Origin of the sequence: Tenacibaculum agarivorans (assembly GCF_001936575.1) — a bacterium.
GTDB lineage: Bacteria > Bacteroidota > Bacteroidia > Flavobacteriales > Flavobacteriaceae > Polaribacter > Polaribacter agarivorans.
Genome location: NZ_MSMP01000009.1, coordinates 129,766 through 142,073, shown reverse-complemented (window position 1 = coordinate 142,073; position 12,308 = coordinate 129,766). Strand labels below are relative to the sequence as shown.

The window sequence follows — 12,308 nt, the reverse complement described above, 5'->3', positions numbered from 1 at the left end:
TCATAGTCATCAACTATTTATAATACTACAATACTACATTTAGATTTAAATTTATATTGAAAAAATTTTGTTAAACTTAAGTTTCTAAGGAGTAGAACTCGAGACTTGTAAAACTTTTCCGTTGTAAAAAGTATGGCCAGTAAGAGAAAAATTAAAAACATAATCCGCCATTTGATCTGCAGTTAAAGGAGCTTTATAGCCAGGGAAAGCTTCTTCTAACATTTCAGTTTGCACAGCACCAATAGCTAAAACATTAAAAGCTATTCCTTGTTCTTTATATTCTTCAGCAAGTAATTCTGATAAAGTAATTACAGCGCCTTTAGAAGAACTGTAAGCCGCAAGTCCTGGGAATTTCATGCTTCCTTGAATTCCTCCCATGCTACTTATTGTAACTACATGTGCTCCTGATTTCATAAAAGGGAGGAGTTTTTTAGTAAGAGAAGCCACAGCAAATACATTGACTTGATATACTTTTAAAAAATCGTCAGAAGTTAATTCTTCAAAAGGTTTATTAATCAGCATTCCTGCATTATTGATTAAGATATCTACTTGAGACCAATTTGCAGTAATGTAATCAATTGCTTTAGTACTATCTTCTTCCTGTGCCAAGTTCACTGAAAAGGGAATAATGTTTTTGTGATTTACTTTTTCTAAAGGAAGACTATTTCTAGATAAAGCTAAAACATTATGCCCAGCTTCGGCAAATTGCTGCGCTAGTTTAAAACCAATGCCTCTGCTTGTTCCTGTAATTACAATATTTTTACTCATTTGGTGTATTAAATTAAATCAAAGTCAAAGAAATCTAAAGCACTATCACCTGTAGCATCACTATAATCATCATAGTTAACTTTCTGTATAGTACTTGTGTTTAAGCCTTCTTCAATTTCTAAAAAACGAAATATAAATGTATAAGTTCTTACAATAACCCATGGAGTAGCTAAACCAAAAGTGAATATAATTAATAGAAAGTTTACAATAAACAACTCAAAAGCATCACCAGCTTTCATTGTAAAATTGAATTTTATCTGATTGTTATTTTGTGTAATTTCTGTGTTTTCTACATAAAAACTCCATAGTTCCTTTACATACCAAAATGAATAAATACCTAAAGTAATTGGAAATAAAAGGAAGAATTTTAAATGTATCCAAAATAAAGTTTCTCCTTTACCATGAAAATCAAATGCTAAATTTCCAAAACGTAAATGGCTAGTTATATATTTTCTAAGATCAGTTACAAACCACGGTCCATAAATACCTAGAGTGAAAATTGTAATTAAAGTTCCTGTAATACACTTCCAAAATAATTCTGATCTATCCCCCAAGTATTTAAAGTAAATTCCTTTCCAAGAACTTCTAGAAGCTCTATATCTTACTGCTCCATGAATTGCTAAAGGAAACAATACTATAGCTGTTAAATAAAGTAAACTTGTAAAAATACCAGACAACAAGAAATTTTGAGAAGCAAAAGCATAAGCTAACAGAATGTATAATATAAAAACTAAAAGATACACTTTTATAAAGCCTTTAAATACCTCGTTACCTGTTCCATGAAATGTAAATCTTGTATTCTCTAATTCAGTTGCTGTATAGTGGTAATTTAATAATGTTACTTTAGCCCAAGGGTAATAAAATCCAAAGCTAATCAGAGTAAGTAACATATTCTTTAAAAATAGAAGTGTAAAATCAATACCTTTTCCAAAATATTGAAAGCGCTTTTTATCAGAGTTCAAACCTAAAATTCCAGACATTTGAAATGAATTAAAATTTTATATCAAAAGTGCAACAATATTTCATCTTACACAACTTTATCCTTTGCATTATAAATTTTAATACTTTTAACTTATTAAACCAATTTATAATGAAAAAAATATTTCTAATACTCCTATTATTAGTTCAGAATTTATTGTTAGCACAAAAAACACATATTTTTTGTGGTAATTTATTAGATGTTCAGTCAGGGAAATTTCAACCTAAAAAAACCATTATAGTAGAAGCGAATAAAATTCTTAGTGTACAAGATGGCTATGTTGCTCCTAAAAATTCAAAAGATATTTCACTAGATTTAAAAACAAAGTATGTATTACCAGGCTTAATAGACATGCATGTACATATTGAAAATGAATTTGGTCCTACTACCCGTTTAGATAGTTATATCTTAGATGAAGCAGATATAGCATTTAATTCTGTAGGTTTTGCTAAAACTACTTTATTAAAAGGATTTACTACAGTACGAGATTTAGGAGGTACTGGTGTAAATATATCTATAAAAAAAGCAATTAATCAAGGTAAAATCCCTGGGCCTAGAGTTTTTACCGCTGGAAAAGCATTAGCGTCTACGGGTGGACATGCTGATCCTACTAATGGTAGTAAAAGAATTTTAATAGGAAATCCTGGACCAAAAGAAGGAGTAGTTAATAGTGTTTCAGATGCTAAAAAAGCAGTACGTCAGCGCTATAAAAATGGAGCAGATTGTATTAAAATAACAGCTACTGGTGGTGTTTTAAGTGTAGCTAAGAGCGGAGATAATCCTCAATTTACTATTGAAGAAGTTAAGGCTATTTGCGATATGGCAAAAGATTATGGTATGCATGTAGCAGCACATGCGCATGGAGATGAAGGAATGCAAAGAGCTGTTATTGGTGGAGTGAAAACTATTGAACATGGAACTTATATGAGTGAAGCTACTATGGACCTTATGAAAAAGCATGATGCTTATCTTGTACCAACCATAACAGCAGGTAAGGAAGTTGAGGAAAAGGCTAGAGTGAAAGGTTATTATCCTGATATTGTAGTTCCTAAAGCATTAGCAGTAGGTCCACAAATTCAAGGGACTTTTGCTAAAGCATATAAAAGAGGAGTAGGGATTGCTTTTGGTACTGATGCAGGTGTGTTCAAACATGGTAATAATGCTAAAGAGTTTGGTTACATGGTCGAGGCCGGTATGCCTCCAATAGAAACTATACAAGCAGCAACCATAACTAATGCGAAGATTTTAAAAATGGAGAATGAAATAGGACAGTTAAAGGGAGGCTTTTTTGCAGATATAATTGCTGTTAATGAAAACCCTATTAAAAATATAAAAACAATAGAAAATGTAGTTTTTGTAATGAAAAACGGTGTAGTTTACAAAAAAGATTAACTGATAATTTATGTAGTAAGCTAGAAGAAAAAAGAAATAATTCTTCAGAATTTTATGTAACAAATTCTAGAATAAGTGGACTAATTTGTGTGAAACATTAAATGTAGTATTATGGTGAATATCTATAGATTTTACAGTCGATTTAATTTTTTACTTATTCCTTTTTTAATGATGCTTTCATTAATCTTATTGAGTAAGAATATTTCTTTTTCTTCTAATTTAGCACTATCATTTATTGTTGATTTTCTATTGGTTATTCCATTAACCTATGCTTTTTTAATTCGAAAAAAGAGTATCAACAAATTAACGATTATAACACTGTTTGTTATAGGAGTTTTTACAAGTAGAACTATTCTCCCTCATGAACATCAATTTTTGTTACAGCCAATACAACAAGTTCTAGTTCCATTGCTTGAAGTTTTAGTATTAGGGTTTGTATTATTAAAAACGATTACACTACATAAAAAGGTAAAAAGCAATACGAGTAAAGATTTTTTGGGAGCTTTGGATAATCTTGCTAAAGAACTATTCCCAGCTAGAATAGCTAATTTTTTAGTTATGGAAATCAAAGTATTTTATTATGCGTTTTTTAAGTGGAAATCTAAAGAGTTCAAACCAAACGAGTACTCATATCATAAAGAAGGTAGTTATCAGGGAATTTTAATAGGTATTATGCTTATCATTTTGATAGAGACATTTGTCTTACATATGCTTTTAGTCAAAATAAGTGTTGTTTTAGCATGGATATTGAGTGTTTTGAGTGTGTATACCATAATCCAATTTTTCGCTTTATACAAGTCATTAAGATTTAATCCGGTCTATGTTGATGATAAAAATAAAAAGTTATACTTGTTTTTTGGTTTTTTTGGTAAAGCAGTTATAGATTTTAAGAATATTGATAAGGTACAAATAAATTCTAAAGAGTCTAATGAGGTAAATCATTTAGCTTTTATTGGTAAGTTAACAGGACATAATGTTATTGTACAGTTAAATCAAGAAGCAGCTTATACCAGTATGTATGGTATGATAAAAAAAGCAGATAATTTTGCAATAGTTATAGATGATAAAAAGAAGTTTGTAGATCATTTAACTCAAAAGTTAAATTGATATTTGGTGTTTTAATACAAAAGAAAAGAACTATTCATATCCTCCCGTCAACAAATAGCTCTTTTACAAACCAAATTAACTACTATAAATAATTATAATGAAACAAACTTTGCTGTAAAATTAGCACAAACATCCGTTCATTTTTTTGTAATTCGACGAGCTGTAGTTATTGTTTAGGTAAATGAAAAAGGCAGATTAGTTAAACGTAATATGTTGATAAGCACCAAGATCTGGAGTTGCACTTCTCATTACTCCAAGTATGTCAGAAGTAACAGGTGTAACTCTCCCTTGACCAATAGCATCACTATTTTCTCCGATAATGAATTCTTCTTTAGAAACGTCTTTAAAATCAGGGTTTTTGTTTAAGAAAATATTCTCATAACGAGTTGCATCAGAAAAATTCAATTCAGCATTATTTTTAAAGCTATCATTGAAATCATCAAATTGAATTAGACAATTTTTTAGATTATATTCAAAGGTAGAACCATCAGGAAGTCTATCTAAAACAAATTCAATGTTATTATTACCTTCAATAATACAATTGGTAAAATTAGCGGCTAACAAATTTCGGGTTATAGTAGTTTCATTTCCATCATCATCGGTAGTCGTTAGGAAATTATTTATCAAAACCGCTGGTAATGTACGTAAACTTCTGTTCCAATAGTTAGCAAAAGTTGAATGTGTAAAATGATACGATCCACCAACAGTACCTCCAAAACAAACCTGTCCTGCGTTTCCAATAACTACATTTTCTCCTTCAATCCAAGCTTGCCTTCCAAGAACACCAAATGCGGTTTGATTATAAACTTCAGTATTTTTTAATCGAAGTGTAGGTTCGGTACTTGACTCGATATCTCCATCTACCAAAAGACCTACAACGCCATTTTTAATTTGTGCATGGTTAATTTCATTTTCAACACTACCAGAACGCATCCAAATAGTACCCCATTGTCCAGAAACTCTACTAAAAGCATCTTGTAATCGGTCTCCTTGAAAAACTACTTTTTCTTCTAAAGTCCCATTCACTTTTAATGTTCCTCCATTATCAACTATAAGACCTGAATTATTATGGAAATGGATTGTTGCTCCTGCTTCTATAGTTAAGGTTTTATTTGCAGGAACTGCAGCAAAGCCATAAATAACGTAAGGTTTTTCTTTTGTAAATCTAAGTTCGCTATCAGTTAAAAAACGTCCTTGAAGATTGGTGAGTTGACCATCTAAAAAGAGATTGTCAATCTCCATGGTTGAAGGAGTTCTACCTGGAAATATAAAATTAGCATTTCTAACTAAGGTAACTAAATCAACATCTTGTTGATTATCGCCATTATCAAATAAAATACGATCGGTGTAAAGTGGATCAGAAATAGCATCAAAATCAATAGTAGTTTCAACAAAAACAAAAATACTGTCTTTGGCTAGGATCTCAATATCTTCAAATTGTTTACCAGGAATACCATCAACATTTAAACGATAATTGGACGTTATTCCATTTTCAAGCTTAATTTCAGGTATAGTAATTGCTTTATCACTACGGTTGTATACTCTTAAATTGTATGTGGCAGATCCAATATTGGTGAAAATTGTATCTAAAAAAACAGTATCCTTAGAAAATTCAAGATTACCAAAGCTAGGTACAGTACTAAAATCTTTTCTACATGAACTTACTGTTGCTACTATAATAGCAACAATTAACATAGGCTGTATTAACTTTTTAATCATAATTTACTTTCTTATTGATAACTGATAATTACTTAGTGATTACTGTTTGATAATTTCTATTTCGAATAATTTATTCCAACGTTTACCTGTAACAAATAAACGGTTGTTATCAGCATCATATGCAATCCCATTTAAAACATCATCATCATTTACAAGCTTTTGAGTTTTTTCCATCTCTTTAACAAGATTTCTTAAATCTATAATACCTTCAACTATACCATTATTAGGATTTACCATTGCTATTAATGGTTTTTGCCAATAATTAGCATATATTTTACCATTTATAAACTCTAGTTCATTAAGTTTCTCTAAAGAACGATCATTAGTATATACTTGAATATTTCTTTGTTCTTTTTGACTTTCAGGATTTAAAAACCAAATTTTATTAGAACCGTCAGACTTAATAAGTTCTGAGGTACTATGTGTTAAGCCCCAGCCTTCATTACTTTTATTGTATGGAAATTCTTTTTTAAGTTTAAAAGTTTCTAAATCAAAGATAAATCCTTTTTTAGCATGCCAGGTTAACCAGAATATTTCATTGTTGAAGATAGTCATTCCTTCACCAAAATATTTATCACTCAAATCATATTGTTGTAATACTTCACCAGTTTTAATATCTATTTTTCGTAACCAAGATTGCCCTTTTCTTCCTGTTGTTTCATATAAATAACCATTATAATATTCTAAACCTTGAGTAAAAGATTCTTTATCATGAGGAAAAGTATTGATTATTTTAAAAGAATATAAATCAGGTTTTTTGTTTGAAAATACTTCGATAGATTTTCTAACTTTTTTCACTTTACCAGGAACAAAAGCTAATGCAGTAATTTGATGTTTTCCTACACCAAAATTAGCGGTATTTATTTCTGCTTTATTGTTTTGAAAAGATAATTTCTGTTGACCTAAGTATACATGAATACTATCTGCGGGATCACCACTTATTTGTTGAAGAGTTACGTTCACTTTTTCTCCAACAGTTGCTTTTTTAGGAGTATCTAATTTGAATTTATAACTTTTTTTACTACAAGATGTTAACCCTAAAATTATAATTGTTAGTATACTTAAAAAGTGTGAAAGTTTCATAAGAAGACTTGTTGAATATATTGGTTCATTAATTTCAATACAAATAAAACAATTTATTTGTTTGGAATTTAAAAAAAAGGGTTAAATTTGCACCCTCAATAGCCATTGCAGGTTTTTGATTTTATTGAATGCGTTTAAAACCTTACCAATTTTAAGCAATTTCGCACTAAATTAAAAGTTTTAAGATGAAAAAAGGTATACACCCAGAAAATTATAGAATGGTGGCTTTCAAAGATATGTCTAACGGAGATGTATTCTTAACAAGATCTACAGCTGCTACAAAAGAAACTTTAGAAGTTGAAGGAACAGAATATCCGCTAGTAAAGTTAGAAATTTCAAGAACTTCTCACCCGTTTTACACTGGTAAGTCTAAGTTAGTAGATACTGCTGGACGTATTGACAAGTTCAAGAACAAATATGCTAAATTTAAAAAATAAATTAAGCAAACATAAAAATAGGAAAGCACTAACATTGTTAGTGCTTTTTTTGTACAACAAATCTTGTATCTTAGCGTAAATACTAACAAAAATTCAAAAGAATGAGAGACACTATTTTGGCAATTGTGATTGTTATTAATATCCTATGTGGAGTATTAACATATTTTATTCCTGACACAGGAAATTTTATCTTATTAACAATTGCTTCAGCTTTTACAATACTAGCAATTTATGATGCCTTTATTCAAAAAAGTCATTCGTTAATGCGAGCGTTCCCTATAGTGGCTAGATTACGTTGGTTTTTTGAAGAAGAAAGAGAGAAAATCCAACAATATTTTATTGAAGATGATTTAAATGGAACGCCAATCAATAGAGAAAAGAGAAGTATTGTATATCAGCGTGCTAAAAAAGAAGTGGAAACAGTTCCTTTTGGAACGCAACATAATGTATATGAAAAAGGATACGAATTTGTAAAGCATTCTATTTTTCCTACAGATCATCATGATGTGAAAGGAGAATCAGTGGTGTTTGGATCAGATAAATGCACTCAAAAATATGAAAGTTCAATCATAAATATTTCGGCAATGTCCTTCGGTTCTCTAAGTAAAAATGCAATTATGGCATTAAATCAAGGGGCTAAAATGGGAAATTTTGCGCATAATACGGGAGAAGGTGGTATTTCTCCATATCATTTACAAGGTGGCGATCTAATTTTTCAGGTAGGAACGGGGTATTTTGGTGCAGGAAAAACAGTTGATGGAAAGCGATATTTTGACGATGATATTTTTAAAGAAAATGCAGTTAAACCGCAGGTAAAAATGATAGAGATTAAACTATCACAAGGAGCAAAGCCTGGTCACGGAGGAATTTTACCAGCAAAAAAGAATACAGAAGAGATTGCAAAAATTAGAGCTGTAGAACCATTTACAAGAGTAGATTCTCCGCCTAGTCATTCTGCTTTTTCAAATTTTACAGAAATGGTTACTTTTCTACAAAAAGTTAGAGATTTAAGTGAAGGAAAGCCTATTGGAATTAAATTTTGTGTAGGAAATAATGAAGAAATAGAGGAGATGATTAAAACATTTGCAGAACGTAATAATTACCCAGATTTTATTGCTGTAGATGGAGGAGAAGGAGGTACAGGTTCTGCACCTTTGGAGTTTTCTAATTATGTTGGAACACCATTATTGGAGGGGCTTGCTTTTGTATATAAAACATTAGTAAAATACAATTTGAAAGATCAGATTAAGATTATAGCAAGTGGAAAAGCAATAGATGCTTTTGATATTGTGAAATTGATGGCTATCGGAGCAGATGCTATTGGTATGGCTAGAAGTTTTATGTTAAGTTTAGGTTGTATACAAGCAAGAGAATGTAATTTAGATACTTGTCCTGTAGGAGTAGCTACGCAAGATGAAGATTTAGTTGAAGCTTTAGTGGTAGCAGATAAAAATGTAAGAGTAAAAAATTATCATTCGAAAACTATCTTGGCAGTTAAAGAGGTGGTTTCTGCAATGGGAAAATCTTCCATAGCAGAAGTAGGAGCTAAAGATATTTTCAGAAGAAATAAAGCAGGTGATATCACTTCATTAAGCACTATTTACTTTGCAGAAAAAGTAATATCCTAAATTTAAAAATTACTTGGAGACTAATTTTGAATTCGATAATGGTACTTACAATTTAGTAAGATATCCTAAAACTGAAGACGGTTCATTAAGAGCGTGGAGTAATGCCGAGCTTCTAGTTTTAGAGTATATAAAAGACAAATCTTTTGATCAGGCTCATTTATTTAATGACAGGTTTGGTGTTTGGAATTGCACTTTGCATACTAAAAAGTTAGCTACGGTTTGGACATATGCAAGTCAAAAAAAAGCTGTAAATCAGAATCTTTTATTAAATAATTTAGAAGAAAAGGGAGTTTTTAAAACGCCATTAGATGATTTAGAACACGTTGAATTAGCATTGCTTAAAATTCCTAAATCTTTAGAATTATTTGAATTATTCTTACACCAAATTACAAAATCAGCCTCAGAAACTACTGAAGTGGTTTGCGGATTTATGACTAAATATTTTAGTCCTTCATATTTAAAAATAGCCGAACAATATTTTGAAGATGTTTCACAATCTAAAGCTTGGAAAAAAGCACGATTATTGATTTTAAAATCGCCAAAAAAGCGTCAGGAAAAAGAATTCTTAAACTCAATTTCTTGGAGAGGAAGAGATCTAAAACAGTACTATGGTGTTTTTTCATCTGGTCATATTGATATAGGAACACAGTTTTTACTTGAACACATTTCTATACATCCTGAAGAACAACTCGTTTTAGACCTAGCTTCTGGAAATGGTATCATTGCCAGTGAAGTTTTAAAATTTAATACTGAATCAGAAGTAACTTTAATAGATGATTTTAATTTAGCTGTAGAGTCTTCAAAACTAAATTTAGACAACGCTAGAGCTCATTTTTTTTGTAATGATACTTTAGAAAACTTACCTAAAACGTATTTTAATCTTGTAGTTAGTAACCCTCCTTTTCATTTTGAACACGAAAATAATATTGAGGTAAGTACACGTTTGTTTGTAGAAGTTAAAGAATGTCTAACTACCAATGGTCGTTTTGTTTTAGTTGCGAATAAACACTTAAATTACAAAACTCATTTACTTAAGATTTTTAAACAGGTGAGTATTCTAAAAGAAAATACAAAATTTATAATCTACGAGTGTAGCTAATTTTTTATATTTTTTAAATTAACCTGTTGTTTTTTTTGTGTTTATCGTAAAAAATAGGTTGTTTATCGATCATATTTTGCTGTTAATGGGTGATTTTATGAGAAAATGAAATATGAAAGTTATCTTTATTAGGCCAATTTAATATAAAGAAATAACTAAATCCCTATAAAGTCCCATGACACTAGATTACACAGTACAAAATGTTGAAAAAGAACAAATCGCGTCATTTACATTTCCAAAAGGAGAGATTTTAGATCAGAAGCATGATCAATTGAATCGTTCTATTGAGTTAAAAAGAGCCTTATCTTTAGGAAATTTAGAGCGGCAAAAAGTAAAGATTGTTTTTGTAGATAATGTTGGGTATAAGAGGGTAGAAACCACAGTGTGGGGAATTACAGATAAATCGGTAATTCTTAAAAAATCTACCTTAATCCCTTTACAAAGAATAGTTAGTGTAGCTTAATGAATAAATTAAATATAAGATGAACCTCTCTTTTAGTTAATAAAGAGAGGTTTTTTTGGTTTAAAAGTTTAAGATTATTCCAAAAGTATAATGAGCAGGATCAAGAGTATTAAAATCGAAATAACTTGTATTGCTATTATGTGTATCAAAATTTCTAAACCCATAATCAATACTACCAAAGCCCATTTTTACAGCGACATTCTTTGATAGAAAATAGGTGAGTTCAGGTCTAAGGTTTAAAGAATATTGATTTATATTATCAGTTCGATTAAGTGTATCACCAAATTTTAGTCCTCTCTTTAGTCTAGTATACCCTATATTTCCTTGTATTGAGAATGCTAGTTTTTTCCCAATAGGAAAATACTTCTTAACAAATGCATAAGCACTACCTCCTTGTTCTATTAATGTAGGTTGTTTAGGTGAAATAGCTGTATTAATATCTTCTAAACCAAGTCCTATAACCCAATTATCTTTAAAAGTGTATCCAACTTGTATTCCTCTAGGCGCTGCATCAATAAAATTTAATGAAAATTGTCCTTCGTAGTTCCATGTTCCTTTTTCAATAGCAAATTTCCCCTCTTTGTTTTGTCCATACGTAAAAATGATGGAGGATAAAAACGTAATAAGTAATAGTTTTTTCATAAAAATAGTTTTTAAATTGGTTTTAGTATTGATCTCAAAAACTATTTTTGAATACGTATTTAGACTACTAATAAAGCGTTAATGTAAAGTTATAAGGCTATTAAAGTGTGGATGAAAAAGTGTATACTTTTTATAAATTATATTAAAAAAGTAGAAATTAACGGAATAGAGTTAAGTTTTATATAATTCTTCGATAAGTGAACTACCGTATTTGCGTTCTAATTTTCTGATGGTAAAATGCCCTTTAGCCATATCTTGAAAATGACTTATAAACAAGGTGTTAATTAAAGCTCCTCCAGCAGCTCCAATGACAGGAATGGATTGTGCGATTGTTTTTTCTGTAACCTGTACTCCAAACTTCTTGGCAATTTTTCCTATGATGTTTAAAAATAGTGGAGCTCCTTCGTTAATAATTCCTTGTTCGGTTACATAGCGAGTAGCTTGACTCATGGAATTTGAAAGGAAAGTTCGTGTAGCGTAATAGCCAGACTCTAAGGTGCTTTCCTCTATACTGTTACCGCCCAAAGCAAATACTTCTAAACAAGCCAATTTTGTTTCAGGAGCACTTATTATTTCTCCATTAGATCGAGCAATATCTGCAACAGAACGTAAAATAATAGTAGTAGTAATTGGAAGTTCAACAGCTAAACCAGCAATTCCAAATAAACCACCAACAGCCCCAGCTGTACCTGCGGTAATTTTATGTAGTAAGTTTTGATGTTTAGCTCCTGATTCTTGTTTTAGTGTAAAAATTGCGGCGTCAGTAGCTTTTAATAAAGATGTTTTAGTGATTTTCATAGCAATCCCTGGGTTTTCTAGTAACTGTTTTGCTACTTGTAAAGCTTCTAATTCTTCTTTTGTAAGCTGTTTCATCTTTTTCTAGAATTTATTAAACTTTAATTAATCGTAATATAAGATGAAATTTTAAGGTAATTGTTACATAAATTATTAACTCTATATATTAGACCAAAATAAAGGTTGTCTAAAAATT

General features: G+C 30.2%; 12 protein-coding genes. 6 read left to right on the top strand and 6 right to left on the bottom strand.

Annotation, left to right across the window (positions count from 1 at the left end; all coding sequences use genetic code 11):
• Positions 1–84: 84 nt before the first annotated feature.
• Positions 85–768, bottom strand: coding sequence for an SDR family NAD(P)-dependent oxidoreductase (locus tag BVC87_RS08890; RefSeq protein ID WP_075342011.1), 684 nt, complete (start codon positions 766–768; stop codon positions 85–87).
• Positions 769–776: 8 nt separating this feature from the next.
• Positions 777–1,748 (bottom strand): YjgN family protein, encoded by a 972-nt coding sequence (locus BVC87_RS08885; protein WP_075342010.1) that lies wholly within the window; start codon positions 1,746–1,748, stop codon positions 777–779.
• A gap of 110 nt (positions 1,749–1,858) precedes the next feature.
• Between BVC87_RS08885 and BVC87_RS08880 the strand changes: the two genes are divergently transcribed.
• Complete coding sequence (locus BVC87_RS08880) at positions 1,859–3,139, top strand: metal-dependent hydrolase family protein (RefSeq protein ID WP_075342009.1); 1,281 nt, start codon at positions 1,859–1,861, stop codon at positions 3,137–3,139.
• Positions 3,140–3,250: 111 nt separating this feature from the next.
• Complete coding sequence (locus BVC87_RS08875) at positions 3,251–4,246, top strand: hypothetical protein (protein ID WP_075342008.1); 996 nt, start codon at positions 3,251–3,253, stop codon at positions 4,244–4,246.
• Between the two features lie 195 nt (positions 4,247–4,441).
• On the opposite strand, the gene BVC87_RS08870 is transcribed toward BVC87_RS08875, so the two are convergent.
• Both BVC87_RS08870 and BVC87_RS08865 read right to left on the bottom strand, forming a co-directional pair.
• Positions 4,442–5,965, bottom strand: coding sequence for a hypothetical protein (locus tag BVC87_RS08870; RefSeq protein ID WP_200799180.1), 1,524 nt, complete (start codon positions 5,963–5,965; stop codon positions 4,442–4,444).
• A 39-nt stretch (positions 5,966–6,004) separates the two neighbouring features.
• The gene (locus BVC87_RS08865; protein WP_075342007.1) at positions 6,005–7,048 is read right to left on the bottom strand and encodes a glutaminyl-peptide cyclotransferase; all 1,044 of its coding nucleotides are present in this window, start codon (positions 7,046–7,048) and stop codon (positions 6,005–6,007) included.
• A gap of 185 nt (positions 7,049–7,233) precedes the next feature.
• Between BVC87_RS08865 and BVC87_RS08860 the strand changes: the two genes are divergently transcribed.
• From BVC87_RS08860 to BVC87_RS08845, 4 genes are all read left to right on the top strand, one after another.
• On the top strand, positions 7,234–7,485 hold the full coding sequence (locus tag BVC87_RS08860) for a type B 50S ribosomal protein L31 (RefSeq protein WP_075342006.1): 252 nt from the start codon (positions 7,234–7,236) through the stop codon (positions 7,483–7,485).
• A 101-nt stretch (positions 7,486–7,586) separates the two neighbouring features.
• Positions 7,587–9,113: an FMN-binding glutamate synthase family protein gene (locus tag BVC87_RS08855; protein WP_075342005.1), complete on the top strand. Its 1,527-nt coding sequence runs from the start codon at positions 7,587–7,589 to the stop codon at positions 9,111–9,113.
• 13 nt (positions 9,114–9,126) lie between these two features.
• Positions 9,127–10,212, top strand: a complete 1,086-nt coding sequence (locus tag BVC87_RS08850; protein ID WP_075342004.1) for a class I SAM-dependent methyltransferase — start codon at positions 9,127–9,129, stop codon at positions 10,210–10,212.
• Positions 10,213–10,387: 175 nt separating this feature from the next.
• A complete protein-coding gene (locus BVC87_RS08845) occupies positions 10,388–10,675 on the top strand; it encodes a hypothetical protein (protein WP_075342003.1) in 288 nt (95 codons plus the stop codon).
• A gap of 60 nt (positions 10,676–10,735) precedes the next feature.
• Here BVC87_RS08845 and BVC87_RS08840 read toward each other — a convergent pair whose 3' ends face one another.
• Positions 10,736–11,317 (bottom strand): hypothetical protein, encoded by a 582-nt coding sequence (locus BVC87_RS08840; RefSeq protein WP_075342002.1) that lies wholly within the window; start codon positions 11,315–11,317, stop codon positions 10,736–10,738.
• Between the two features lie 171 nt (positions 11,318–11,488).
• The gene (locus BVC87_RS08835; protein ID WP_075342001.1) at positions 11,489–12,190 is read right to left on the bottom strand and encodes an EcsC family protein; all 702 of its coding nucleotides are present in this window, start codon (positions 12,188–12,190) and stop codon (positions 11,489–11,491) included.
• Between the last annotated feature and the right edge of the window lie 118 nt (positions 12,191–12,308).

Excerpts from the sequence above, each read along its gene's own strand:
- BVC87_RS08880 (WP_075342009.1), top strand. The coding sequence starts at position 1,859 with ATGAAAAAAATATTTCTAATACTCCTATTATTAGTTCAGAATTTATTG.
- BVC87_RS08840 (WP_075342002.1), bottom strand. The coding sequence starts at position 11,317 with ATGAAAAAACTATTACTTATTACGTTTTTATCCTCCATCATTTTTACG.
- BVC87_RS08865 (WP_075342007.1), bottom strand. The coding sequence starts at position 7,048 with ATGAAACTTTCACACTTTTTAAGTATACTAACAATTATAATTTTAGGG.
- BVC87_RS08845 (WP_075342003.1), top strand. The coding sequence starts at position 10,388 with ATGACACTAGATTACACAGTACAAAATGTTGAAAAAGAACAAATCGCG.
- BVC87_RS08885 (WP_075342010.1), bottom strand. The coding sequence starts at position 1,748 with ATGTCTGGAATTTTAGGTTTGAACTCTGATAAAAAGCGCTTTCAATAT.
- BVC87_RS08860 (WP_075342006.1), top strand. The coding sequence starts at position 7,234 with ATGAAAAAAGGTATACACCCAGAAAATTATAGAATGGTGGCTTTCAAA.
- BVC87_RS08855 (WP_075342005.1), top strand. The coding sequence starts at position 7,587 with ATGAGAGACACTATTTTGGCAATTGTGATTGTTATTAATATCCTATGT.
- BVC87_RS08835 (WP_075342001.1), bottom strand. The coding sequence starts at position 12,190 with ATGAAACAGCTTACAAAAGAAGAATTAGAAGCTTTACAAGTAGCAAAA.
- BVC87_RS08890 (WP_075342011.1), bottom strand. The coding sequence starts at position 768 with ATGAGTAAAAATATTGTAATTACAGGAACAAGCAGAGGCATTGGTTTT.
- BVC87_RS08870 (WP_200799180.1), bottom strand. The coding sequence starts at position 5,965 with ATGATTAAAAAGTTAATACAGCCTATGTTAATTGTTGCTATTATAGTA.
- BVC87_RS08875 (WP_075342008.1), top strand. The coding sequence starts at position 3,251 with ATGGTGAATATCTATAGATTTTACAGTCGATTTAATTTTTTACTTATT.